20 protein-coding genes are annotated in these 26,769 nt (G+C 42.0%); 7 read left to right on the forward strand and 13 right to left on the reverse strand.

The features are described 5' to 3' along the window. Window positions 1–2: 2 nt before the first annotated feature. The 5 genes from fkpB to murJ form a co-directional block, all read right to left on the reverse strand. The gene (gene fkpB / locus RGE70_RS13295; RefSeq protein WP_310471921.1) at window positions 3–422 is read right to left on the reverse strand and encodes an FKBP-type peptidyl-prolyl cis-trans isomerase; all 420 of its coding nucleotides are present in this window, start codon (window positions 420–422) and stop codon (window positions 3–5) included. Window positions 423–427: 5 nt separating this feature from the next. Then, entirely contained in the window at window positions 428–940 is a 513-nt protein-coding gene (gene lspA, locus RGE70_RS13300; RefSeq protein WP_310471922.1) for a signal peptidase II, read from the reverse strand. Window positions 941–949: 9 nt separating this feature from the next. Beyond that, window positions 950–3,772: an isoleucine--tRNA ligase gene (ileS, locus tag RGE70_RS13305; RefSeq protein ID WP_310471923.1), complete on the reverse strand. Its 2,823-nt coding sequence runs from the start codon at window positions 3,770–3,772 to the stop codon at window positions 950–952. 30 nt (window positions 3,773–3,802) lie between these two features. After that, window positions 3,803–4,738 carry a bifunctional riboflavin kinase/FAD synthetase gene (gene ribF, locus RGE70_RS13310; protein WP_310471924.1) on the reverse strand — a complete coding sequence of 312 codons (936 nt, stop codon included), beginning with the start codon at window positions 4,736–4,738 and terminating at the stop codon, window positions 3,803–3,805. 65 nt (window positions 4,739–4,803) lie between these two features. Next, on the reverse strand, window positions 4,804–6,363 hold the full coding sequence (gene murJ / locus RGE70_RS13315) for a murein biosynthesis integral membrane protein MurJ (protein ID WP_310471925.1): 1,560 nt from the start codon (window positions 6,361–6,363) through the stop codon (window positions 4,804–4,806). A gap of 249 nt (window positions 6,364–6,612) precedes the next feature. Between murJ and rpsT the strand changes: the two genes are divergently transcribed. Further along, window positions 6,613–6,879, forward strand: coding sequence for a 30S ribosomal protein S20 (rpsT, locus tag RGE70_RS13320; RefSeq protein ID WP_310471926.1), 267 nt, complete (start codon window positions 6,613–6,615; stop codon window positions 6,877–6,879). A gap of 620 nt (window positions 6,880–7,499) precedes the next feature. Here the strand turns inward: rpsT and RGE70_RS13325 are convergent. The 3 genes from RGE70_RS13325 to RGE70_RS13335 form a co-directional block, all read right to left on the reverse strand. After that, window positions 7,500–7,820 carry an ArsR/SmtB family transcription factor gene (locus RGE70_RS13325; RefSeq protein WP_310471927.1) on the reverse strand — a complete coding sequence of 107 codons (321 nt, stop codon included), beginning with the start codon at window positions 7,818–7,820 and terminating at the stop codon, window positions 7,500–7,502. 1,197 nt (window positions 7,821–9,017) lie between these two features. After that, complete coding sequence (gene yaaA, locus RGE70_RS13330; RefSeq protein WP_310471928.1) at window positions 9,018–9,791, reverse strand: peroxide stress protein YaaA; 774 nt, start codon at window positions 9,789–9,791, stop codon at window positions 9,018–9,020. 134 nt (window positions 9,792–9,925) lie between these two features. Further along, entirely contained in the window at window positions 9,926–11,365 is a 1,440-nt protein-coding gene (locus tag RGE70_RS13335; RefSeq protein WP_310471929.1) for an alanine/glycine:cation symporter family protein, read from the reverse strand. A 423-nt stretch (window positions 11,366–11,788) separates the two neighbouring features. On the opposite strand from RGE70_RS13335, the gene RGE70_RS13340 reads away from it, so the two are divergent. From RGE70_RS13340 to RGE70_RS13360, 5 genes are all read left to right on the forward strand, one after another. Continuing rightward, complete coding sequence (locus RGE70_RS13340; protein ID WP_310471930.1) at window positions 11,789–14,155, forward strand: phosphoketolase family protein; 2,367 nt, start codon at window positions 11,789–11,791, stop codon at window positions 14,153–14,155. A 238-nt stretch (window positions 14,156–14,393) separates the two neighbouring features. Then, window positions 14,394–15,494 carry an OmpA family protein gene (locus RGE70_RS13345; protein ID WP_310471931.1) on the forward strand — a complete coding sequence of 367 codons (1,101 nt, stop codon included), beginning with the start codon at window positions 14,394–14,396 and terminating at the stop codon, window positions 15,492–15,494. Between the two features lie 339 nt (window positions 15,495–15,833). Next, window positions 15,834–16,790, forward strand: a complete 957-nt coding sequence (tal, locus tag RGE70_RS13350) for a transaldolase (protein ID WP_310471932.1) — start codon at window positions 15,834–15,836, stop codon at window positions 16,788–16,790. 16 nt (window positions 16,791–16,806) lie between these two features. Further along, window positions 16,807–18,444: a glucose-6-phosphate isomerase gene (gene pgi / locus RGE70_RS13355; protein WP_310471933.1), complete on the forward strand. Its 1,638-nt coding sequence runs from the start codon at window positions 16,807–16,809 to the stop codon at window positions 18,442–18,444. 226 nt (window positions 18,445–18,670) lie between these two features. Next, on the forward strand, window positions 18,671–18,856 hold the full coding sequence (locus tag RGE70_RS13360; RefSeq protein ID WP_310471934.1) for a DUF3545 family protein: 186 nt from the start codon (window positions 18,671–18,673) through the stop codon (window positions 18,854–18,856). Between the two features lie 38 nt (window positions 18,857–18,894). Here RGE70_RS13360 and RGE70_RS13365 read toward each other — a convergent pair whose 3' ends face one another. Beyond that, entirely contained in the window at window positions 18,895–19,443 is a 549-nt protein-coding gene (locus RGE70_RS13365; protein WP_310471935.1) for a hemerythrin domain-containing protein, read from the reverse strand. 652 nt (window positions 19,444–20,095) lie between these two features. On the opposite strand from RGE70_RS13365, the gene nfo reads away from it, so the two are divergent. Continuing rightward, window positions 20,096–20,950: a deoxyribonuclease IV gene (gene nfo / locus RGE70_RS13370; RefSeq protein WP_310471936.1), complete on the forward strand. Its 855-nt coding sequence runs from the start codon at window positions 20,096–20,098 to the stop codon at window positions 20,948–20,950. A 26-nt stretch (window positions 20,951–20,976) separates the two neighbouring features. On the opposite strand, the gene RGE70_RS13375 is transcribed toward nfo, so the two are convergent. From RGE70_RS13375 to thrA, 4 genes are all read right to left on the reverse strand, one after another. Next, window positions 20,977–21,270 carry a hypothetical protein gene (locus RGE70_RS13375; RefSeq protein WP_310471937.1) on the reverse strand — a complete coding sequence of 98 codons (294 nt, stop codon included), beginning with the start codon at window positions 21,268–21,270 and terminating at the stop codon, window positions 20,977–20,979. Window positions 21,271–21,528: 258 nt separating this feature from the next. After that, window positions 21,529–22,815: a threonine synthase gene (gene thrC / locus RGE70_RS13380; RefSeq protein ID WP_310471938.1), complete on the reverse strand. Its 1,287-nt coding sequence runs from the start codon at window positions 22,813–22,815 to the stop codon at window positions 21,529–21,531. Window positions 22,816–22,931: 116 nt separating this feature from the next. Beyond that, the gene (gene thrB / locus RGE70_RS13385) at window positions 22,932–23,864 is read right to left on the reverse strand and encodes a homoserine kinase (RefSeq protein WP_310471939.1); all 933 of its coding nucleotides are present in this window, start codon (window positions 23,862–23,864) and stop codon (window positions 22,932–22,934) included. Continuing rightward, window positions 23,861–26,326 carry a bifunctional aspartate kinase/homoserine dehydrogenase I gene (gene thrA, locus RGE70_RS13390; RefSeq protein WP_310471940.1) on the reverse strand — a complete coding sequence of 822 codons (2,466 nt, stop codon included), beginning with the start codon at window positions 26,324–26,326 and terminating at the stop codon, window positions 23,861–23,863. Before thrA ends, thrB begins: the two co-directional genes overlap by 4 nt. Window positions 26,327–26,769: the final 443 nt, after the last annotated feature.

The following is a 26,769-nucleotide window of genomic DNA, read 5'->3' on the forward strand; positions in this document are numbered from 1 at the left end:
AGTTATAGTACCTGCACGACTTCAAGTTCAAAGGTTAATACTTGACCCGCTAGTGGATGGTTTAAATCTATTGTGACTGAATCACCAACGACATCGCGAACCATACCGGGGATCTCACTTCCACCGGGTCCACCAAAACTGACAATAACACCAGCTTCAATTTCCATATCTGCAGGAAATCGACTTTTATCCATATGATGAATAGCGTCAGGATTAGATTCACCAAAGGTGTCAGCAGGCTGCAATGTAAAGCTATGCTGATCACCCACGCTTAAATGGCGTATCTCGGCTTCAAATGCAGGACTTAAGCTCTCATCCCCTAAATTAAACCGTGCAGGTTTACCGGTCGCTTTTGTGCTTTCAGCTGTTGAACCATCTTCTAGCAGAATATTCATATGGCACAAAATTGAATGTTCAGTCACTCAGACTACTCCTTTATGTCATCCGATTTTTTAGCATCGCTAGCCGATACAAAAGAATCTAAAATGATGAGCCCAGCGCCAATACAAATTGCTGAGTCAGCAATATTAAATGCAGGGAAATGGCTGCTGTTCCAATAAAAATCTAAAAAGTCGACCACGTACCCATGCTGTAAACGGTCAACTAAATTACCTAAAGCCCCACCAATCACTAGCGTATAGGCAAGGTTCAAACGCCACATTTTACTTGGCTGCTGGCGTAACCAAACCGACAAGATCACACTAAAACCAACAGCGATAAAGGTGAACAGCCAGCGCTGCCAGCCACCAGCATCGCTTAAAAAGCTAAATGCGGCGCCGTAATTGCGTACATAAGTAAAATTAAATATCGGTAACAAGGTTACCGATTCGTATAATTCAAAACTCGACAACACCCACTGCTTAGATAGTTGGTCAGCAAAGAACACTAACACAACTACCCAATACCAACGTAGGCCACTGTCTTTCCAAGACGTGGGCATTACAGATCCTTATGCAAACTGACGAGTCTCGCCTTCACCTTCGATGTTAGTTACACAACGCGTACATAGTGTTGGATGTTCTACCACTTGGCCTACATCTTCTCTATGGTGCCAACAACGTTCGCATTTTTCAGCTGTAGACTTACCAAGCTGTAGTTTAAGTGAAGTTAGTTCGGTCTCAATTGCATCTGTTGGTGCTTCTGACAGTGCAACCACTTTAGTTTTAGAGGTTAGCAATACAAAGCGTAACTCATCGCCTAAAGTATTCAGTACTGACAACAGAGCTTCATCAGCGAATAAAGTCATTTCAACTTCTAATGAGCCACCAACTTGTTTTTCACGACGTGCGTTTTCAATCACTTTATTCACTTCGGCACGAACTGATAGTAACTGGCTCCAGTAATCGTCACTGAGATCGGTATCTAATGTGACTGACTGTAGTCCGTCATACCATGTTTCAGTAAACACAAATTCACCACGTTTACCTGGTAGTAGCTGCCAGATTTCATCAGCGGTGAAGCTTAAGATTGGCGCAATCCAGCGAACCATTGCTTCAGCAATTAGGTACAACGCTGATTGACAACTACGACGTGCAACGCTGTCATCCTTGGCGGTGTATTGTCTATCTTTAATAATATCAAGATAGAAACTGCCTAACTCAACTGAACAGAACTGCATCAACTTTTGAGTTACGACATGGAAATTGTATTCATCATAAGCTTCAACTAGCTCTTGCTGTAAAGCCTCGGCACGGCGGACAACCCAACGGTCAAGTGCAACCATGTCTTCAACGGCTACCATGTCCGTTTCAGGGTTAAAGCCATTAAGGTTAGCTAACAAGAAACGAGCAGTATTACGAATACGGCGGTATGCATCAGCACTGCGTTTTAAAATCTCATCAGACACAGTCATTTCACCGCTAGAGTCTGTCGCAGCAACCCATAAACGTAGAATGTCGGCACCCAACTTATTGGTTACATGTTGCGGAGCAATAACGTTACCTACTGACTTAGACATTTTTCTGCCTTGGCCGTCAACGGTAAAACCATGCGTCAATACTTGTTTGTATGGGGCTTTGCCATTCATCGCTGTTGAAATCATTAGTGATGAGTTGAACCAACCTCGATGCTGATCACTACCTTCTAGATAAAGGTCAACTTCATGGCCTTTAAATTCAGGGCGTGAAGCAACAACTGACGAGAAAGTAGAACCAGAGTCATACCATACGTCCAATGTATCCGTCACTTTACGGTATTGCTCAGCTTCTTCACCAAGTAGCTCAGATGCATCAAGATCCCACCAAGCTTGAATGCCTTCTTGCTCAATGCGGTTAGCAACACGTTCCATTATTGACACGCTGTCAGGGTGTAACTCTTCTGTTTCACGATGGACAAACAAGGTGATTGGCACACCCCAAGTTCGTTGACGAGAAATACACCAGTCTGGACGATTTTCAACCATCTTATGGATACGGCTTTGGCCCCAATCAGGGATCCACTGTGTTTTTTCAATTTCGCTTAAAGCTTGCTTACGCAAACCATTTTGATCCATTGAAATAAACCACTGTGGTGTCGCACGGAAAATGATCGGGGTTTTATGACGCCAGCAATGTGGATAGCTATGGTTGATTGCTACGTGATTAAGCAATGCTCCCTTCTCTTCTACCAACGCCACAATATTTTTGTTGGCTTTAAAAACATGCTGCCCAGCAAAAATTTCGGTATCGGCTTTGTATACGCCATTATCACCCACAGGGTTGGCAACTTCTAAACCGTACTTTTGACCCACAACGAAATCGTCTTGGCCATGACCAGGAGCAGTATGAACAACACCAGTACCTGAATCGACAGTAACATGATCAGCAAGAACAACTGGAACATCAAAGTCATAGAATGGGTGATTAACGCGTAATTGCTCAAGCTCAGAACCCAGTACGTTTGCCAGCACAGTATGCGACTCAGCGCCATATCGTTCTACGCAAGACTCAACTAGGTCTTCAGCCAAAACCAACGCTTGAGAATGGCCATCTTTAACCATTTCAACTAATGTGTACGACACGTTAGCCGCAACCGCTAAACCACGGTTAGCTGGCAATGTCCAAGGTGTAGTCGTCCAAATAACCATTGAAATGTTATGTGGGTATTGTGTCAAACCAAACTTAGCGAGCAAGTTGCTCTTGTCGGTAACAGAAAAAGCCACGTCAATAGCTGGAGACATTTTGTCTTCATATTCAACTTCAGCTTCAGCCAAAGCTGAACCACAGTCAGTACACCAATGAACAGGCTTAACACCTTTGTGCAAATGGCCACTATCAATCACTTTTGAAAGTGAACGAACAATATTAGCTTCGGTGTTGAAATCCATTGTTAGGTAAGGATTTTGCCAGTCAGCAAGTACGCCTAAGCGGATAAAGTCAGCACGCTGACCATCAACTTGTTTAGCGGCATATTCGCGACACTTTTGACGAAACTCAGCTGCAGTAACCTTATGACCAGGCTTACCAACTTTTTGCTCAACTTTAAGTTCAATCGGTAAACCATGACAATCCCAACCTGGAATGTATGGCGCATCAAAACCAGACATGGTTTTGGACTTAATAATAATATCTTTAAGAATTTTATTAACTGAGTGACCAATATGAATATCACCGTTTGCATATGGAGGGCCATCATGCAAAATAAACGGTTTGCTCTCTTTACGGCTCTCACGGATCTGTTTATACAGTCCTTTCTCGGTCCAGGATTTTAACATCTCTGGCTCACGATTAGCCAAGTTACCACGCATCGGAAACACTGTTTCCGGCAAATTCAAAGTTGATTTATAGTCGCTCATTAATCCTATACCGTTTTGTTAGCTAAGCTATTAGCCTGCATCGCTACCGAGTAAAGCTCTCGCTCTATCGGCATCATTTTTAATTTGTTTTTTCAGCGCATCGAGTGATCCAAATGGCTGCTCGTCTCTAATCTTTGCCACCAACTCCACTTCAACAGTTTTTCCATAAAGATCACCGTCAAAATCAAGTAAGTGGACTTCTAACTGACATACTTGGCCATTCACTGTCGGTCTAAAACCAACATTGGCTACGCCTTCATAAACATCACTATCATTCCAATAAAGCTTAACAGCAAATACACCTTTTACTGGCGAGACTTTGCGCTTTAACGCGATATTAGCTGTGGGAAAACCAATGGTTCGCCCAATTTTTTGCCCATGTGCAACCTTGCCGCTAAGGGTAAAAGGATGCCCTAACAAACGCCTTGCTTGCTCTAAGTTACCGCTAGCAAGTAATTGTCTAATCGCGGTTGAGCTGACGCGTTTATCCCCTAGGGTAAAACTTTGCGTACTTACCACCGTAAAACCGAACTTTTCGCCGGCTTTACGTAACATATCAAAATTACCCTGTCGGCCTTGACCAAAACAAAAGTCATCACCAACCACTAAGTACTTAACACCCAGCGACTTGACCAATAACTGTTCGATAAAGTCTTCTGCACTGTAATGTGCAAACCTTTTATTAAAGTTAACGCATAGAATCCGCTCAATAGCCAATTCGTCAAGCAACGTAACTTTATCGCGCAACAAGCTCAAACGAGCTGGTGCATTTTCACCTCGAAAATACTCTTGTGGCTGCGGCTCAAATGTCATCGCTACCGCAGGTAAACCAAAGTGGCTTGCCTTGCTAACTAACCGATTAATGACTTCCGCATGGCCACGATGAACACCATCAAAGTTACCTATCGTTAATACGCAACCATGATGTTTCGGCAAAATGTTATGAATACCACGGATTAATTCCATTATCTTACACGACACATGAGAGTAAATATGCGGATTATATACCAGCTAGTCTTGATTATCAGCACTCAAGCCCCTGCTTTCATCTTCCAAGGCCTAATTCCGAAACAAACTAGGCTGATAAAGTAACAAACTGCAGCAATAGCAATCAACTTTAGCAGTTCAACGCCCCGCTCTAGTAATGATAAATCTATCCATGCACTTATCGGTAGCTGAAAATAATATATCACCCCAGCCATCGTCAACGTCGCAAGTAACGCTTTAAATGCAAACATCAGTGTCGGTACGCCAAGCCGATACACATTGGCTTTATGCAGGCCTCTGTATAGTAGACAGGCGTTGAGTAATGCTGACATCGACGTTGCAATGGCGAGTCCAACGTATCCAAACGGGATGGCAAAAATAAGATTAAAAAACATATTCGTGATCATGGCGATAATGCCATAACGTACAGGAGTTTTAGTATCTTGACGCGAATAATAGCCTGGCGCCAAAATTTTAATCAGCATAAAGCTGAGTAAACCACTGCCATACGCCATCAAGCTGTAAGATGCCATTTCAACATCTTCATAAGTAAATGCACCGCGCATAAACAACACCATGAGCATTGGCTTAGCCAGCATAATTAAGCCGCACATAGCGGGTAAGCCCAGCATAATAATCGCTTTAACGCCCCAATCCATCGTATTAGAAAAGGCTTGGGGTTCAGCATTCACATGCCGTTTAGATAATGCTGGTAAAATCACTGTAGCGATGGCAATGCCAAATAAACCCAATGGAAATTCAAGCAACCGGTCTGAATAATACAACCAGCTAATTGACCCCGTCATTAAAAAACTTGCAATAAAAGTATCAAATAACAGGTTAATTTGTGACACGGACACACCAAAAAGCGCCGGGATCATTAACGTTCTAATTTTGTTTATACCAGGATGTGACCAACCCCAGCTTGGCTTAACAATGGCTTTTTCTTTGATTAAAAATGGGATTTGAAATAAAAATTGAATCAACCCACCCAAAAACACCCCCCACGCGAGGCCTATTTCCGGTTGCTCAAGCTTTGGTGATAACAACAATGCAGCCGAAATAATGGCAACGTTAAGGAATACCGGAGTAAATGCAGAAACTGCAAACCGCCCCCGGGTATTTAGGATTGATCCCGCCAAAGCGGTAAAGGTTATAAACCACAAATAGGGGAATGTGATTTTTAGCATTAACGCTGCGAGTTCAAATTTTTCACCGTCTGGTTCGCCATTGATCCAGGACATAAACCAGCCAGCACCAAACAACGCAGTTATAACAGGTGAAGCGACTACACCGAAAATCGTTACTATAGTGACCAGTACACCCAATGTACCGGCAACTTTACCAATAAGTTCTTTTATTTCTGCGTCAGTGTTTTTTTCTTGGTATTCGGTTAAAACGGGCACAAATGCTTGTGCAAACGCCCCTTCGGCGAACAAACGCCTCAAAAAATTGGGGATTTTATTAGCAAAGAAAAAAACATCAGCACTACTACCAGCGCCCATAAGGTTGGCAATAACGACGTCTCTAACCAAGCCTAAAACGCGTGAAATTAATGTCATAGCGCTGACAATCATGCCAGATTTTAATAGCTTTCTACTCAAAATACCTCCTGTAAAGAGCTAAAATACTTCAGGCCTATCACGCACAAATTAGCGCTTGCCCCTATTGTCTTATAGCAATACCTGCTAGAATTATGCGTTATATTACACGAGTTAGGTTGGAGAACGCCAAGCTGGTTGGATTATTTTGAGTTTATCTAAATGATTCAGTCATTGTCATTGACAAAGTGACATAAATACGGCATATTCCTCGACCTTAAAAATACCAAACCCAGTTTTAGGAGTTGCACCTTGGCTAATAGCAAGTCTGCAAAGAAGCGCGCGATTCAATCTGAAAAGCGTCGCCAACATAACGCTAGCCGTAGCTCAATGCTACGTACTTACGTTAAAAAAGTAATTGCTGCAATCAATGCAGGTGATCACGAATCAGCTACTGCTGCTTTCGCTTCTGCACAACCAATTGTTGACCGTATGGCGACTAAAGGTCTTATTCACAAGAATAAGGCTGCTCGTTATAAGTCACGCTTGAACACTAAAATTAAAGCACTTGTTGCTTAAGTTTTAGTTTAAAGCTATTAAAAAACCGGCATTGGCCGGTTTTTTTATATCTGAAATTTGATACACCGCCAAGCATTTAACAACTTTTCTGTTCTAGCACTCCAGTCACTGATTTTTAAGTATTACTTTACAACTTAAGCGAGAAGAGATTGTAACACCGGCATCAGCGTATTCGTGCCACACCATGCAGTTATCTACATATCGCTACCTTCACACAGCATAAACCGTGCTAACCACGCTCATAAGTAGATCGCAAAGGCGTTGAAACACTGCTGATTGAACGTTCCTTTCATGCCAACAGCTATTCAATGCGCACACCTAACTGTTGCTCAGGCAGGCGCTCTGAACCATATACGGCACGAAGATGAATAGGCATACCAAAACAAACTACCCTATCGCATGGCATTACAACACTGTCGTCAATATGTCTTGAATAGCAGATTAGTTGGAATATTTCGAATGATTACCGAATTAGATACTTATGAAGCTGTGCTGTTGGGTGTGTAATACACAAATTGTAGACAAAAAAATAGAGAGGCATGCCTCTCTATTTTTTTCATTACAATTGCAACGTTAACGATAAAAGTGAATAAAAAGTCACTTGTAACATATTACAATTATTATGCTACTGCTTCTGTCTGTAAGCTTTCGCTATAGATATTATTAAGCAGTTTAATGATTTCAGCAACTTCATCACTCTTTAACGAGTAATATACTGTTTGAGCTTCTTTACGCGTTTCAACTAAATTGTCTTTACGTAACCATGCTAAATGCTGTGAAAGAGCAGATTGGCTTAGACCCAACTTCTTGTTCATTTCACCGACACACATTTCACCTTCATTAAGAAGGTAGCACAAGATAAATAGACGACGTTCATTAGCCATCGCTTTCAATAATACAACGGCATGGTCTGCTCGTTGCTGTATTAGTTCTATACTCATTACGAACTACTTCTCCTAAAACAAACCGACGGTCTAATATAGCGTTGCCTTACAGATATAGTCGGGACATAAAGCACACTTTTTGCTAGATTGTTTTAAAAAGTGCGACTTATGTAATAAAAACAAAGGAAAGTCATGAAGGGAATCAGTAACAAATTTAACGTAGCTGCTTTTTCGATCAGTTTTTTTGACTACCAAAGCCTTCACGCCCTAACGAAAAGTGAACAAGTTGTAGCCAAACTACAGCAGCAGACACTTAGTTCAGATTTTGTATACGATTTGGTTAAGTCACTAATATTATAAGTTAGCCTGAGACTCGCAGGTCGCATTAAGGACCTACTTACCGTGAAATGGGTTGAATCAAAACTCAATTTATTAGGGCTTTGATAAAGTCTATAAAGAGACTGTACAAGTTCCGATATGTTACCGTCATGAAGCCAAAGCAGTCATTATTGCTCTGATATTCTAGGCCTTTAACGCAAGCTGATGCCAAGAGTGTAAAAGAAAAGGCAGTGCTTCTTAACCACATAACTAAGCACCATATTACCGGTAAAGATCATAGAAAAATGTTGCTGCCCGCGTTAGAGATGCCGTTGCGGTTATGATCCGCTCAATTGGTACTGATAATGACCGTATGGCCCACACCAGAAGGATGAGATATTAAACGGGTGTAATAAATTCCAACAGCGGCTATGCCTGATCCAGATACAAACTTAATCAATGCCATGTTAAAACACAGTAATAACGTCACAGTTAAATTACAACTTACCTCGCAAAGCAGTGGCTTTGGCGCCAGACGATTCTACCAAATTGATTATAGCGTGAGCCAAAGCGCTTTTAAGCCATTATGAGCTCAAAGCGCCCCATGGCTAATAATGGGGCCATAATGGGTAATGACAAATCACCTGGTAGGCCTGACGTATCAATATTGCCATCACTCGGTGTACCGATACGTCAATAAGGCAAGATGGTGCTGACTATTTTGATTATCACCATAGTTCTGATGACACAATAGTTCTGATGACACAATAGACAAAATCGCTCCCGCAACCTTTCAACAAAATGTGGCTGTATATGCTCAGCTTGCTTATCTTATGCCGCAATCGAGCATTGAATTAAGGCCAGTAACAACACTATGAACGTCGTTACCGAATAAGCTTTACCTCAATGTATAATGAACCAATATACATCTGTGGTTTATAGCTCTTCTCTTAGAAAAACCGGGGAATTAACTGACGAGTCAGCTTCACTATAATAATAACCCGCACTATTAAACTGCACCAATGCATCAAGCGATTTCACGTCGTGATCCAAAATATACCGCACCATCATACCCCTAGCTTTTTTGGCATAAAAGCTAATCACTTTATACTGACCGTTCTTTTTATCTTTAAACACTGGTGTGATGAGCTGTGCGGTGAGTTGTTTGTGATTAACCGCTTTGAAATATTCGTTCGAGGCTAAATTAACAATAAACTCGTCGCCATGCGCTGCGGTGGTCTGGTTGATTTCATCAGTGATAATATCTCCCCAGAATTGATACAGATTAGTGCCTCTCATATTATTTAGGCGTGTCCCCATCTCAAGACGGTAAGCCTGCATTAAGTCTAACGGCTTCAATAACCCATATAAACCAGACAAAATTCTTAACTGCTGCTGCGCCTTTTGCAGGCTAGCCTCAGACAATGTATCTGCATCTATCCCAGTGTAAACATCACCTCTAAATGCAAAAATAGCTTGTTTAGCATTATCGGGCGTGAAGTTGGCTTGCCAACTCCCAAATCGAGCCACATTTAACCCTGCTATTTTATCACTCACTTTCATCAATGAAGCAATATCGCTTGGTGATAACTGGCGACAAACATCAATCAATAGTTCACTGTGTTCTAGCAGTGTAGGCATTGAATAACTTTCAGTACCCGCTGGGTGTTCGAAATCTAACGTTTTGGCTGGTGAGACTAAAGCTAACATGGTAATACCCTCTACAGATAAAAACTAAACTGCAACTATCATACTGATCAAAAACAAAAAAACCACGCTTATAAAGCGTGGTTTTTTAGATTGCGCTAATTCAAATAATTGAAGAGGGTTCTAAGCTCCAATTATTATTTATCAGTAGAGCGTACTTCATCAGTCCACTCGCCAGACTCAACCCCTTTGATCTCGGAGAACTGACCAGCATCAAACGTTGGTGATTTGCCGGCTTTAATTTGACGTTCATAGTCTTTTACGACTGCAAATGCCACCTTAGACAGCATGACTATCGCTGCAATGTTAACTAATGCCATGAGTCCCATTGAGACATCAGCAAAGTTCCAAACCAACTGCAAAGACGCAACAGAGCCGGTCATGACCATGGCCAATACTAAGACACGGAACCCATACAACACGTTTTTGCTCTTAGTTAAGAACATAATGTTATTTTCAGCATAGCTATAGTTGGCAATGATTGAAGAAAAACAGAACAACAAAATAGCAAACGCGATGAAGTATGAAGACCAGCTACCAAGTTCATTGCTCAGCGCAAGTTGTAATAGGCCTATACCTTTTTGATCACCTGGGTTATCTAACACGCCCGATAATAAGATAATTGCTGCAGATGCAGTACAAATCACAATAGTATCAACAAATACACCAATCATCTGTACAAAGCCTTGAGAGGCTGGGTGGTTAGGGTTAGGTGTCGCAGAAGCCGCAATATTCGCCGCACTTCCCATACCCGCTTCGTTAGAGAACAAACCGCGAGCCACACCTGCCATCATTGCGCCCATTGCGCCACCAGCAGCTTCTTCCCAGCCAAATGCACTCTTAACAATCAAGGTGATAGCCGCTGGAACTTGATCAATATTTAGTACTAAAACAACAAGTGCTATCGCTAGATATGCAAGCGCCATGACTGGGACAATTAACTCAGAAGCACGTGCCACTTTTTTGAGTCCGCCACAAATAATGTAAGCAGAAACAAGTACGATAACTAAGCCAACCATGGTTTTATCGAAACCAAATGCATTGTTAAGAGCATCGGTCATGGTATTAGCTTGGGCAGCATTAAAGGCAAAACCAAACGCGATGATAAGCAAAATGGAGAATAAAGTTCCCATCCAACGCTTACCTAGGCCTTTTTCCATATAGTAAGCAGGGCCACCGCGATACTGTCCGTCGCTATCTTTTACCTTGTACACTTGCGCTAATGTCGACTCTACAAAAGCAGTTGCCATGCCAAGTAATGCAATTAACCACATCCAAAATATCGCACCAGCACCACCAACAGTTATTGCTACTGCAACTCCTGCCATGTTCCCCGTGCCGACTCGAGCGGCCATTGAAGTACAAAAAACCTGAAAAGATGAAACGCCATCAACTTTTTCACGCCCTTGAATCACTAACTTGACACCGTGACCAAATAACCTGAACTGAATAAAACCTAAACGCAGCGTAAAAAGCACGCCCGCAGCAACCAAGACATAAATGAGCAAACTTCCCCACAGTACGCCATTGATAGCGTTAACTGTCGTTTCAATTGCATTAATTAACGACTCAAACATAATTATTATTTTCCCCATGACAAACATCAGTCAGTAAGTGAACGCTGAACGAGTTTGACTTGTGTTTATCCTTCATAAAGTATTTTAATGTCAGTAGATTTTCTTTTAGAATTATCCTGTACGTGATTAAATTACAATCACGCCTACCGCATTCCACGCTGCAAAATAGCATAGCACCGACAAAACCCTACGTGATCCAGTTCTCACTTCACCATTTAGCTGACAACTACATCACACAACAACCGACACTACCCCAACCAACTTAACCCGAACAACATAATTCCTACATCTAACTTTATTACACCTATCGGTGCAAATAACTTCCAATAACAAGATACAGAACACATTCTTGTAATAAAATTACAAATATAGTAATTCCCATAGAGGTTGTTTAACTTTTCGCTCACGTACATGGGGTTGTTTATGTCACATCAACAAGAGATTGTTTCCTTAAAGAAATTTGTTAGAGCCACCAACTTTTTAGCGACATCACAAATCTATTTAAAGCAAAACGTACTACACAAACGCGCGCTAGCCCATACCGACATCAAACCAAGATTACTTGGTCACTGGGGGACTTGCCCTGGTATTAACTTTGTTTATGCTAACGTCAATAGGTTGATCACAAAGCACAACCGCTCATTTGTTTACCTTGTTGGTCCTGGCCACGGCTTCCCTGCTGTACAAGCAAACCTATTTATGGAAGGTTCACTGAGCCACTTTTACCCTGAAACCATACCTTATAATGAAGCAGGTATCACTGATATTTGTCAAAAGTTCTCTGCAGCATATGGTTACCCTTCTCATGCCAACCCAGAGGCTCCAGGCCAAATTCTTGAAGGTGGCGAACTCGGTTACTCACTTTCAGTCGCGTGGGGCGCGGTACTTGATAACCCTAACTTAATAGCAGCCTGCTTAATTGGTGATGGTGAATCAGAAACCGGTCCACTCGCAGCCTCTTGGTATGCGAATCGCCTAGTGTCCCCAATCAATAATGGCGCGGTACTGCCGATTGTTCATATAAACGGATATAAAATTTCCGGCCCTACTCGTATGGGGCGAATGAGCCATGAAGAACTAGACCTCGAATTTAGAGGCTTAGGTTACCATCCGATCATTGTCGATGATCAATTAGAGCAAGATGTATACGAGCAGATGATTGCCGCAATGGACTTGTCATATGAAATGATTAATGCCATTCAAACCCGCGCACGAGCAGGTGAAGATATTGTTAAGCCGCGCTGGCCAGTTATTTTAATGCGAACCGCCAAAGGCTGGACTGGAACACCTGAATATGCCGGTAAAAAGCTTGAAGGCAATTGTGAATCTCACCAAGTTATTGTCAATAAATGTGCCAAAGATAAGGGCCACCTAGATGCTCTCAATACTTGGCTGGCAAGTTACAAGTTTAATGAGCTTTACAGCATCAATGACAAAGGTGAGTTGATTTTTGATGAAGATATCCAGTCACTAATACCACCAAAAGAGTTGGCTTGCGGCCGTCAACATCTCAGTTATGGTGGTGAAGTCGTGCGAGCATTGACCAACCCGGATCTCAATAAACTGGCATATGGACCAGAAACGCCTCGTGGACATCGCGGACTTTCGATGTTCAAGATGGGAGAGTGGATGCGAGATGCATTTAAATTAAACCGAGATCAACGTAATTTACGCATTTTCTGCCCTGATGAAACCTATTCAAACCAACTACAAGCGGTGTTTGAAGAAACAGATCGTGCATGGCAATGGCCAATAGAAAGCTGGGATCAAGATATGTCTCGCGATGGCCGAGTGATAGAACTGCTGTCAGAGAACTTATTGTTCGGGATGCTGCATGGCTACACGGTTACCGGTCGTCATGCGATGTTCCCCACTTACGAAGCTTTTTCTCAAGTCGTTTCGTCAATGGCGGACCAATACTGTAAATACGTTTATGCCAGCCAAGGAGTGCATTTCCGTAAACCTGTACCGGCTTGCAACGTGGTATTGTCCTCACTATTAGAACGCCAAGATCACAATGGTTATTCGCATCAAAACCCATCTTTCTTAGGTGCAATGCTAGAAAAACATCCAAAAATCATTTCAGCTTACTTACCTGCTGATGGGAACAGTACACTGGTATACACTGAGCGCGCTTACGCTGACAGAGACAAACTCAATATTTTAGTTGCCGGCAAAAAAGACTTGCCGCAATGGCTAACACTCGATGAAGCCCGCAACCAAGCTAAAGACGGCGTGATGGTGTGGGACTTTGCTTCAGATGATAATCCAGACGTTGTACTTGTGGGCTGCGGTGACTACGTTACGCAAGAAGCGATGGCGTCCCTAGTTCTGATTCGAGAAATACTACCACGCGTCCGCATTCGTTTTGTCAGTGTCACCGAACTGACCAGCAGTGGCTTAGGTAGCTTAAACTTCCAAAGCAAACCATGGCTAATGGATGAAATTTTCACCGCAGATAAAGGAGTCGTCTTTAACTACCATGGCTACCCCAATACTATCAAAAAACTGGTATTTGATTATAAAGGTAGTCACCGCTTTAGGATCAAAGGTTACGAAGAGGAAGGCTCAACAACAACACCATTTGATATGGGGGTTAGAAACGGTACATCACGCTACCATCTTGTTATCGATATGGCATACAAGTTGTTCCAACAAGGCGTAATTGATGAAAGCCAGCATATCGCTATCACAACTGATATGTTACAGCGCTTAGTTGATCATCGAAACTACATTAAAGCCAATGGTGTAGACCCAGAAAGTATCGAGAATTGGATATGGACACGTTAAATGCGTTAACAAGTCTAAAATAACTGCTTTACAGGGTGTTTATTAACGTAAGCACCCTTTTTTTACATCATTCGAAACAGCTAAATTAACAATAATAGTGGAAAATATAACATTTGCAGTTGATAATAGTGTCACCTAGCTAAAATACAAATGGATTATCCGTGATAAGTGCTAGTACTACTTAACGAATACTTAAGTATACGGAAGCGTTTTATAACTAAAACATTAAGGATTTTGAATGATGAACAACACACTAAAAGCAGTTCTGCTAACTTCGCTTTTACCTTTTGCAGCTAGCGCTGCCGATGGTATGAGCCCTTGGTACGTTGGTGGCGGTGTCGGCATCAACGACTACGAACCCAATTGTGATCAAAAAACCATGAAAACCTGTGGTGCAGACGATCCCTATGCATGGGATGTTTTTGCTGGTTTCCTTTTTAACGATTACTTCGGAGTTGAATTAGGCTATCGCGACCTTGGTCGTGCTGAATGGGTAGACTACGCCAACAAGCTTAATGATGTTGGTGCTAAAGGCATGAGCTTAGGTTTAGTAGGCTTCTTACCCGTAGCAGATCGCTGGAGCCTCTCGGCAGAAGCCGGAGCATTAAACTACATCATTTATAACAATAAGAACTATGGTTCTGAATATTATAGTGACAATGGTGTCGCGCCATACATTGGTGTAGGTATTGGATATGATCTTTCTGACAACCTTAAGTTACAAGCAAAATATCGTCGTTATGAAAATCTAGACGAAGAAAAATGGAATACGCTCTCCATGGAAAGTAACTACTATGGACTAGAGCTAAGCTACCGCTTTGGTAGTAAATCGCAGCCGGTTCTGCCTGCACCAGTCGAAGTCGTAGTGGGCGATTCTGATAACGACGGCGTCAACGATGATATGGACCAGTGTCCAAATACACCTTCAACACATAAAGTTGATGCTAAAGGTTGTACCGTTTACAAAGAGATTCAAGAAAGTTTCGATATCGAAGCACGATTTGACAATGATTCTGCAGCAGTCAAAGAAGCATCATTTGGTGATATCAAAGACCTTGCAAACTTTATGACTCAGCACCCAAATGCTGAAGTGACAATTGCAGGACATGCCTCTAATACTGGTGCAGCGGACTATAACATGAAGCTGTCTGAACGTCGTGCTACAGCGGTTGCTGATGTGTTAATCAACAAGTACGGCATTTCATCATCAAGAGTATCCTCTAAAGGTTACGGGATCACTAAGCCTGTAATCAATGGTAGCTCTGCTGAAGCAAATAAAGCCAACCGCCGCATTGAAGCACATGTGACCGGTACACAAAAAGTGCCAGCTTTAAAATAACAGCTAGGCAATATCTCCGCGGTTTAAACCAGCGGTTATATTCTGTCTAAAACGAGCTCACAGCTTCCTGCTGTGAGCTTTTTTATTTAAACAGTTGCACGTTAACCATCGCCCTCAGCGAACTATGACACAGTTATTGTTTTTGTAATGACGCTTAATATAAATACAGAAATAGCTGCTAATATTAATCGGTAGATGACAAAAGCATCTATTTGCTGATTTATTACGACTTTTCTGTAATATTTTTCCAAAATTAGTTCAAATGACCATTATAATGGTCTTATTACCAGCAATTACCAATCAAGCTTATTATTGCTCATTTAGAAGGATGTTATTTACATGGCTAGCACACTAGAACAACTTAAACCTATCACAACCATCGTTGCGGATACGGGTGATATTGAAGCCATTAAGCGTTACCAACCTGAAGATGCTACAACCAATCCATCACTTATTTTAAAAGCATCACAAATTCCTGAATACAGTAACCTTATCGACAATGCAATTGCTTGGGCTAAAAGCCAATCTAGTGATATAGCACAGCAGATTGAAGACGCAGGTGACAAACTTGCAGTCAACATCGGGCTCGAGATCCTTAAAATTATTCCAGGCCGCATTTCAACAGAAGTAGACGCACGTTTATCTTTTGACAAAACCGCCTCAATCGCCAAAGCCCATAAACTGATAAAACTCTACCAAGAAGCAGGGATCGATAAATCACGTATTTTAATAAAACTTGCTTCAACTTGGGAAGGCATTTGCGCAGCAAAAGAGTTAGAGCAAGAGGGTATCAATTGTAACCTAACCCTATTATTTAGCTTTGCTCAAGCACGTGCCTGTGCCGAAGCAGGTGTTTACCTGATTTCTCCTTTTGTTGGTCGTATTCTAGATTGGTACAAGAAAGATAGCGGACAAGAATATTCAGCAAGTGAAGATCCAGGTGTTGTCTCTGTTACCCGTATTTTCGACTATTACAAACGCTACGGATTTAACACTGTCGTGATGGGCGCAAGCTTTCGCAATACCGGCGAAATTATCGAATTGGCAGGCTGTGATAGATTGACCATCGGCCCTGCACTTTTAGAAGAATTATCTAACAGTAATACACCCATAGTGCAAAAACTACTTCCAGCAACCGAAGTGATTGCTCAAGAATCTTCAATGACTGAAGCACAATTTCGTTGGGAGTTTAACGAAGACCCAATGGCTGTTGAAAAACTAGCTGAAGGGATCCGTAACTTTGCCATTGACCAAGGCAAACTAGAGTTAATGCTAAAATCAAAATTAATGTCTTAATGGAATAGGACTCTACATGACCACTCTGACACAGCTTGCTAGTTGGCAAGCCTTAGAAAAACACAGCACAACAGTGCCACATATGCGGGAGTTATTTAAGCAACAACCGCAGCGATTTAGCCAAATGTCTACCAAAGCATGCGGTCTGTTTTTAGATTACTCTAAAAACAGAGCGTCTACCGAGACGTTGTCATTACTGTTTGACTTGGCAAAAGAATCGAAAATTGAAGAAAAAGTCAGAGCCATGTTTGCCGGTGATGTCATTAATAACACCGAGCAAAGAGCCGTTTTGCATACGGCACTGCGCGCACCAAAAGATAAGGTCATCAAGGTCGATGGCGTTAATATCGTAACTGAGGTGCACCAGACCTTAGACAAAATGGAAAAATTTGTCTATTCCGTCACTTCAGGTGAGTGGAAAGGCTTTACCGGTAAAACAATCACTGATGTTGTTAGTATCGGAATTGGCGGGTCTTTTTTAGGGCCTAAGATCGTATCTCAAGCATTACGCCCATATTGGAGCGGACAATTAAATTGTCACTTTGTGGCTAATGTTGACGGTACCGCCATTACCGAAAAGCTCAAAGGCCTGAATGCTGAAACGACGTTGTTTGTTATGTCATCAAAGTCGTTCGGTACCCAAGAAACCTTAACCAATACATTAAGTGCTAAAGAGTGGTTTTTAACACAGGGAGCTATGCAATCAGATGTTGCAAAACACTTTGTAGCCGTAAGCTCTAATGTCACTAAAGCAACAGATTTCGGAATTGATGCAAGTAACATTTTTCCAATGTGGGACTGGGTCGGCGGACGTTATTCTCTTTGGTCGGCTATAGGCTTACCCATTGCTTTACTCGTGGGAATGGACAACTTCCGCGCACTTTTAGCCGGTGCGCATGACATGGACAACCACTTTGCTAATACGCCGTTAGAGCAAAATATGCCAGTGATCATGGGACTATTCTCACTGTGGTACGGTAATTTCTTCAATGCACAATCGCATGTCGTGCTGACCTATGATCACTATTTACGTGGTCTACCAGCTTATTTCCAACAATTAGATATGGAAAGTAACGGTAAATCAGTTACTTTAAATGGCTCTGATGTCAAATACACCACTGGTCCTGTGATTTGGGGTGGCGAAGGCACTAACGGTCAACATGCTTATCACCAGTTGTTACATCAAGGCACTGCGCTTATTCCAGCCGATTTCATTATGCCACTTAATAGCCATAACCCTCTAGGTGAGCATCATGTTCAGTTAGCCTCAAACTGTTTTGGGCAAACTCAGGCATTAATGCAAGGAAGAACCTTTGATGAAGCCTTAGCAGAAGTCCGCAACGCTTCTCTAAGTGATAATGAGAAGCAACTCATCGCTCAACATAAAGTAATGCCTGGCAATAAACCCAGCAACACTCTGTTGATGGATAAGTTAACCCCAACAACACTTGGCGCCTTAATTGCACTTTACGAGCACAGAACTTTTGTACAAGGTGCGATATGGCAAATTAACTCATTCGATCAATGGGGCGTTGAGCTAGGTAAATTATTAGGCGATAAGGTACTAAAACGATTAACAGACTCAACTGAAACAGAAGATTTAGATACTTCTAGTAATGGCTTAATTAATTTATTTAAGCAGCAAAAAATCTAAATCCGTTTTGCATTTGCCACACTCCCAAAAAGCCAGTTTCGACTGGCTTTTTCTTTTTAGCGCTAAGCCTCACAAAAGTATAGATTTTATTCTTTTTTGCCACCAATCCATTTATAACAAGGCTGAACCACTAGCATTATTTTAACATTTTGCAAACATTTGTATTGCACCCTGCTTAGAAAACATGCTATTTATTTGGACACAAAATAAATAAAGGGAGGTTGCCATGAATAGACTTGATTATGGTAGTGCGCTAGAGAGTGTCGTTGAGAAGCCAAGCAGATCACGAAGCTCTAACAAAAAAAGGAAGTGGCGTGAAATTGAAGCTTTAAAAGAAAGACATCGTCTACTTAAAGAGCTACAAGATATGGATAATGGGTTTGATGGCAGTTTAGACACGCTCATCATGTAAAAGCCCAGAAAAGAGCGCCGTAGGCGCTCTTTTTGATTCTAAGCCGACATTTTAGCCTGCTCGATATACTCTTTTAATTCTTCAAATAACACACTGTCGTTTTCGCTAAATAATGGGTCGTCAATAATGCGAGCACGGCACATTTCGCGGATCTCTTTCCAATCTAGTTCTGTAAATAAGCTAGACCATTTAGGAAACACCTTCGCCTCTTCAAATTCCATATGCGACTGCTGCAACTCTACATAACTCTCTAAGTCAGTTACCAAATTTTCTTTCGGCACCACTATGTCAGACAAGATCAAGTTTAACGTCGCCATTAAAGATACTGAGGCATTTGCTAATTTTTCATGCTCAAAAGTTAAGGTTTCATTAATATAGGCTTTACCTTGCTTGTGCCAATAAAACTCTGAAATAACCTCTTCTAGTGGGTGGTGACTGTGCTCTGCATAACTTTGCATGTACTCAACGATATCACGGACTAAATTATAATTAACCAGATCACCACTGACTAACTTACTACGCTTAGCTTTTAAAATATTAAGCAAAATAGCAATATGTGCGTGATCCTTCATCAATCTAGCTAGCATAGTTTTCTCCATCCAAAATGATTGCACGGCATACAGTGAGTAATTAACTTCAAAAAGTAACAGCTAACTATAACAAAATGATAACGGTAGACTTCGTGACTAGGATCAATAAAAGCAGATTAAAAAATCAGTTCAAATAAGCAGCTAAATATCTATTTATATTAAATAAATCGCTACCTTGATGATTTAGTTAGATTTAATTCCAAACTAGCCAACAACCTAAGTTAGGGCATGAAAACACTGTTATGTTACATCAATCGTAGTTGCTTTACTGCCCAAACAGCTTATGCTGGCGTGACTTATTTAACGCCCAATTGCGGAAAATTCGCTAAATAGAGTGCGAGGTAGTTCAGCCAAAAAAATGATAAGCAAGCTAAAGCATATCAATTTATCGCATGTGACTTATCGACTTTAATTTAGAACTAACGATGCCTAATAACTGTAAAGGCACGAAACAATTATGCCAGAGCAGAAATCCAGCGCTGCCACAGCAAAGCAGGGTAAGCCCCTTTTCCTATACACAGACTTGAATAAAGCCTCACGGCCTAGAAAATACCGATAACCAATACATTGAATATTCTTCAAATAAAGCTCTGCTATTACAGAACAATAGAGTTACCATTATAGATTCAAACCACAGGAATAATAAGCAATGCAGCCGACCCATTTTATTGGTGCTCACGTTAGTGCCGCTGGCGGTATCGCCAATGCCCCAAAAAACGCAGCAGCCATAGGCGCTAATGCATTTGCGTTATTTACCAAAAATCAACGCCGTTGGGAAAGTAAACCATTAGAGAGTGAGCAGATAGCGCAGTTTCAACAAAACTGCCAAAGCGCCAATATTCTAATGGATGCAATTTTGCCTCACGATAGTTATCTCATCAATCTTGGTCACCCAAATGATGAGTTGCTCCAAAAGTCACGCCAAGCTTTTTTTGATGAGATAGCAAGGTGTGAACAAATCGGTTTAACGTTACTTAATTTTCACCCAGGTAGCCATTTAAGGCTTATTGATACCGACCAATGCCTAGCGAGAATTAGCGATTCGATCAATTTTGCGTTAGAGGGTTCAAATAACGTCACGGCGGTAATCGAAAATACAGCAGGCCAAGGTTCTAACTTGGGGCATAGCTTTGAACAACTTGCACAAATAATCGAAGCCGTTGAAGATAAGTCGCGCGTTGGAGTGTGTATCGATACCTGCCATATGTTTGCAGCAGGCTATGATATCCGCACCGAAACAAGCTGTAAGGCGGTATTTAACGAGTTTGACCGCATAGTTGGTAACCGTTACCTCAAAGCAATGCATTTAAATGACAGTAAAACTCACCTAAACAGCAAAGTGGACCGACATGAGTCTTTAGGTAAAGGCGAGATAGGCGCAGAAGCTTTTGCCACACTAATGGAATTTGAAGCAGTTAAAGGGATCCCGTTGATCTTAGAAACGATTAACAGTGATATCTGGCATGAAGAGATTAACTGGCTACGCTACTTAGCAAAGGCGTAAGGGACTTTATTAAATCACTTATTACACTAAGCTAAGCACTTGTAGATAACAGCAACCACTTTGGTCGGTTCACCTAAATCAATTTGTAACCAGACAATATGAGTACCAAACAACTCTTCGCCTTGTTTCATCGCGCTGAGCTTAGCATCTCTAAGCGATGTTTCGCCTCGACCGACTCCTGTGACCATTGCAAAACTGTCGCAATGGGTCACTTCAAAATCGTAGGCTTCATTTATTCGTTGGTGGATCTGCACATCACCATTACTGGCACAACCACCCAACAAACTAATTAATAACAGACTCACTACAATACGTAACACGGGCCAGATACCTTTGATTAAAACAGCGCCGCACAATATAGAAAATCGAGGCAAAAAAGCGTGACTCAGATCACGGTAGAAGGGATACCTAAAATACACCTCGCGCCACTTGTTAATGAGTGGCGGTAGATGTTACCAATCGCGCTACGCTACGCGCTACCACCAGCTTTTACGTAAACCACAATTACATTTAGCCAACAAAAAAGAGAAGCTGTAACAGCTCCTCTTTTTAATTTTTTAGCCGTATTTGTTACTAAATTAGTCAGCTAAAATCTCAAACAAATGCGCTTTTAACACGCTAAAATCTGCCGTCAAATTGGCCGACAAAATGGTTTTAGTGACTACGTTTGCCAATTCGGTAGGTAAAGGAAGCTCTATCGACAAAATGTGCTCAACAACCTCATTAAATTTAGCTGGGTGCGCAGTACCAAGGAAAATGCCTTTTTCTTCGGCTGCCATAGTTTGCTTTAATGCAAAAGCTGCAATAGCGGCATGCGGTTCTGACAAGTAACCAACAGCATTTAGTGCCTTAACAGAGTCAACAGTGTCCTCCTCCGACACACCAATACCTTTAATATCTGCAAGAGACCAGCCCATTGCCTTAACAATAGCTTCGACACGCGGCCAGTTACTTGGTTCTGCCACATCCATTGCATTCGACATTGTTCCAATGGTTAAATGCGGTGACCACTCGCCATGAGCAAGGTAGCGAGGCACGGTATCATTGCTATTGGTTGCAGCAATAAAGCGCTTTATCGGTAGCCCCATCGCTTTAGCAAATAACCCTGCAGTCAAGTTACCAAAATTACCACTGGGTACCGCAATAACCGGATCAGAGTCATTACTGCGTTTGAACTGTGCAACAGCTTCAAAGTAGTAACAAATTTGCGCCAGTAAACGACTTATATTGATTGAGTTAGCAGAGTTAAGATGCAAACCATCACGAATATCGCTGTCTTCAAATGATTGTTTTACTAGCGTTTGACAGGCATCAAAATCAGAGTCAATTGCCACTGTGTGGATATTGTCACCTAATGTAGTAAACATCTTTTCTTGTAATACACTGATTTTACCTTTGGGGTAAAGCACAACGACATTGATATTATCAAGTCCGTAGAAAGCATCAGCTACAGCAGCACCGGTGTCTCCGGAGGTGGCTGTTAAAATGTTAATCTTATCTTCTTTTGCTAACTCATTTAAACATTGCGCCATGAACCGTGCGCCAAAGTCTTTAAAAGCGAGTGTGGGTCCATGAAATAACTCTAAGCTATATAAACTCTCATCAGCTTTAACTAAAGGCAACTCAAAGTTAAACGCATTATCAATCAGCCTATCCACTGTATCTTGACCTAATTCAGAGGCTAACCAAGCACCAATTACTTTCTTGCTGCGCTCTACAAACGGCAATGCAAGTAGGCCATCAATATTATCTAGAGTCGGAATACTTTTTGGGAAAAATAAGCCACGATCTTTACCCAGACCGAGCTTAACCGCTTGTGTAAAGCTCACCTCTTGAGACGGATGCTTAAGGTTGTACAATTCCATGATGACGTCCTTTAATTCAAAATTTTTACGACTAAATACTCATACCTGAAACGCCCCTACAAATGTAGGTTAATCACGCTTCATTGAAAATTATGCTCTGGCAGTTAAACCACGATTTAAGCGCGACGGGCACCTAGTTCATCTATCTGGCAAATATGTGAAAAACCTAAGGCTTTATCTATATAGTGATCATCTAACCATTGTTTAGCAGCCTTAGCAGTATTGATGTCATCCGTAATGGTGAACAATGTAGGGCCGCTTCCAGAAATACCTGATGTAAGCATCCCTATGTCAGCTAAAGCTGACTTAGCAGCTTGATATTGAGGGATTTCAGCAGCACGATAAGGTTCAGCAAGCACATCTTTTAGCACTGAAACTGCTAAAACGGCATCTTGCTTATAACAAGCATGTACAAAAGCGCTTAAGTAACGGCCAAAGTCTATCGCAGTTTGTTTTGAATATTGCTCAGGCATCAGCTGTCGCATTCGTGCTGTAGATAATGAGATCCCCGGATAAGAAACTACCCAATACCATTGTTTGAACGTAGGGATCGGTTCACAAATCACTTGCGGTGTATCGAGCATTAACTGCATACCGCCCAAAAAGCAAGGAGCGACATTGTCGTAATGCACAGACCCACTAATACTGCCTTCAAAATCGCCCATGAGCTTAAGTAGTGCTTGCTCTGAAAATGGTTGGTCAAAATATTCATTAAGCGCCATTAATGCAGCAACAACTGAGCTAGCACTTGAGCCTAGCCCGCTACCTACCGGTAAGTTTTTTTCCAAGGTTAATCTAAGCCCTACATTTTTCCCTAAATGCTCGAGGAAAAATACCGCACATTGATAAACGATGTTCTCAGCAGAGTTTGCTGGTAACTTGTTGGCCCAATGCCCTATTACGTCTAATGTTAATCCGTGCTCTGCTGCTTCGACGGTGACTCTATCACCGAGTAAGCTGCCATCAATGGGAGCCAATGCGCCACCGAGCAAATCAAAACCAACACCCACATTCCCCATTGATGCTGGTGCATAAATTGTTACGCTCATATACCTACCTCACGAGTCCAATTTAGTGTTCTTAATATATCAGCAAATGCACCTGCAGCAGTAACGTCAGTACCGGCACCATAGCCCCTCAGTACGAAAGGGATTGGTTGATAGTAGCGGCTATAAAATGCTAGAGCATTCTCACCACCTTTTACACTATAAAGCGGATCGTTGGCGTCAACTTCAACAATGCTAACGTTGCAGCCTTCATCATCAATTTGACCAACATAGCGCAGTAATTTTCCGGCCGCTTTAGCGGTTTCTACTCGCTGTGCGATAGCTTGGTCTGCCAACGGAAGATTTGCCATGAAAGTGTCAACGTCACCCGCAGCATCAAAATCACTCGGTAATACAGATTCAACATGTATATCACTTAGTTCCAGTTCCATACCCACTTCACGTGCAAGAATAAGTACCTTACGGGCCACATCCATACCGCTCAAGTCATCACGGGGGTCAGGCTCGGTAAAGCATTTATCTCTGGCGATACAGGTTGCTTGAGACAGTGTCATGCCCTCGTCTAACATGCCAAAGATATATGACAGGCTACCAGACAAAATGCCGTTAAAACGTAGCAATTTATCACCGGCAAACAACAACTTTTTAAGGTTATCTATTACAGGTAACCCCGCGCCAACCGTTGTTTCATACAGAAATTGACGACGTTGCTTTAAAGCTGTTTGACGCAGCTGCTGATAATAAGCCATATCGCGTGTATTGGCTTTCTTGTTAGGGGTTACAACATGCAGACCCGCATTCATCACCGCAAGATATTGATCAGACACAAACTCGCTAGAAGTACAGTCTACCAACACAGGGTTAAGTAACTGTTGCTCTTTTGCCCACACCAACATATCGTCAATATTGGCAGCTTGTGCAGACTCAGCCAGCAAACCTTGCCAATTTGACAAGTCAATACCACCAGCATCTAACAGCATCAATTTAGAGTTGGCAATACCACAAACCCGCATCGTAATATGCTGCTCTTTTAGCATTTGCCTCTGTTGTTTTATCTGGTCCAGTAATCCAGCTCCCACGTTACCGCAGCCAACAAGAAACACATCAAGATAATGCTGCACATCAAAAAATGATTGATGACACGCTGCAATAGCGTGTTTGGTTTTACGCTGCTCTACTACTGCAGAGATTGAACGCTCAGATGAACCTTGGGCAATAGCAACAATGTTTACAGTTGCTTGAGCTAACGCTTGAAAAAATTTGGCGGCAACGCCTTTATGGGTTCGCATGCCATCACCGATCAGTGACACGATGGCAAGATCATGGCGCATTTCAACAGGCTCAAGTAGGTCACTTTTAAGTTCTAAATCAAACTCTTGCTCTAAGGCATACTTAGCTTTAGCAGCGTCTTCGGTTGCAACACAAAAGCTGATACTGTATTCAGACGAGCTTTGAGTAATGAGCGATACCGACACTCCAGAGCGAGATATTGCTCCCAGAATACGGCTGGCCATGCCAACCATGCCTTTCATGCCAGGGCCAGACACATCAAACATGGTTTGATCGTCTAAGTTAGAGATGGCCTTTACATTCAGTCCAGTTTCATCAGGCTGATTAGACACCAATGTACCAACAGCTTCAGGATTGAGGGTATTACGGATATAACAAGGTATGTGGTATTGCGCAATTGGAGCAACCGTCTTGGGGTGCAGCACTTTGGCACCAAAATAAGAGACCTCCATCGCCTCTTGATAGCTCAATTGCGACAACAATTTAGCATCAGCAACAACACGTGGATCCGTATTGTAAATACCGTCGACATCAGTCCAAATTTCACAGCAACTCGCTTGTACACATGCCGATAATACTGCAGCTGAATAGTCTGACCCATTGCGGCCTAAGGTCACAATTTTGCCTTCACTGTCACCGGCGGTAAATCCTGGCATGACCCATACATCGGCATCACCAAGGTTAAGCAAATTAAAACGTAATTTACTGGCTTCAATATCAACTGCAGACTCTAAACGCGGACCATAACCTACTAATAATGATTCAGGTTCCAAAATTGCTGATGATTTGCCCGCCGCTTTCATAACTTCAACCATCAAAGCTGAAGACAGCTTTTCGCCGCCGACTAATACTGCAGCCTCAACACTTTCGGGGCATTCATGAAGTAAGCTCATGCCTGCAAGCTTATTACGCCAAAATTCCATTTGCTGATGCAAACGCTGCGTCAATACCTGGTTTTGTTCGGCAGACAATGTGCTTGCAGCGCCGCCGTACAATGAGGTAAATACCTGTTCGACTTTAGCCAATACCAATTTATAGTCGCCACCATTAACCGCGACTTCAACCATTTCGATTAAGCCATTAGTCACAGTGGCTGGCGCAGATAACACCACCGCAATGCGTTGCGCTTGTGCCGACTGAGCAACAATATCCGCTGCTGCCTTAAATCGCTGCCAATTTGCTAGCGAGGTACCACCAAATTTCATCACTTTCATCGAAAACTCCTTGTGCCGCGCCATATCAGAAACAAAAAAACCCGCTTCTTTATGGGAAGCGGGCTTGATATTAAATAGATATCAGGGTGTGCTTAGCCCGCCTCCACGATGGTAGTCGTGGTGGTTACAATAATCGTATTGATCATTAGAAAATGGCTAAACATGGGAATATATTTCATCTATTAGATTTAATTTTGTGTTAACAGAATTACTTTTTAACTAAAGAGTGTCAACCCCTAATTTAAATGATTACTGATAAAATACTCGGGGTTAAATCATCGCTATTTTGCTCATTTTAACTTCGACTTAATTAAGCGTAATCAAATGCAGTGCCATTATAAAACCGCCACCTTTCATTGAACGAAGAAGAAAGCACACGCAAAACATTTTTAAAACCCTGTTTTAGTTACATTTATATTAGATTGCAGTGACAAAGATTAAAA

This window comes from Shewanella youngdeokensis, assembly GCF_033180165.1.
GTDB lineage: Bacteria > Pseudomonadota > Gammaproteobacteria > Enterobacterales > Shewanellaceae > Shewanella > Shewanella youngdeokensis.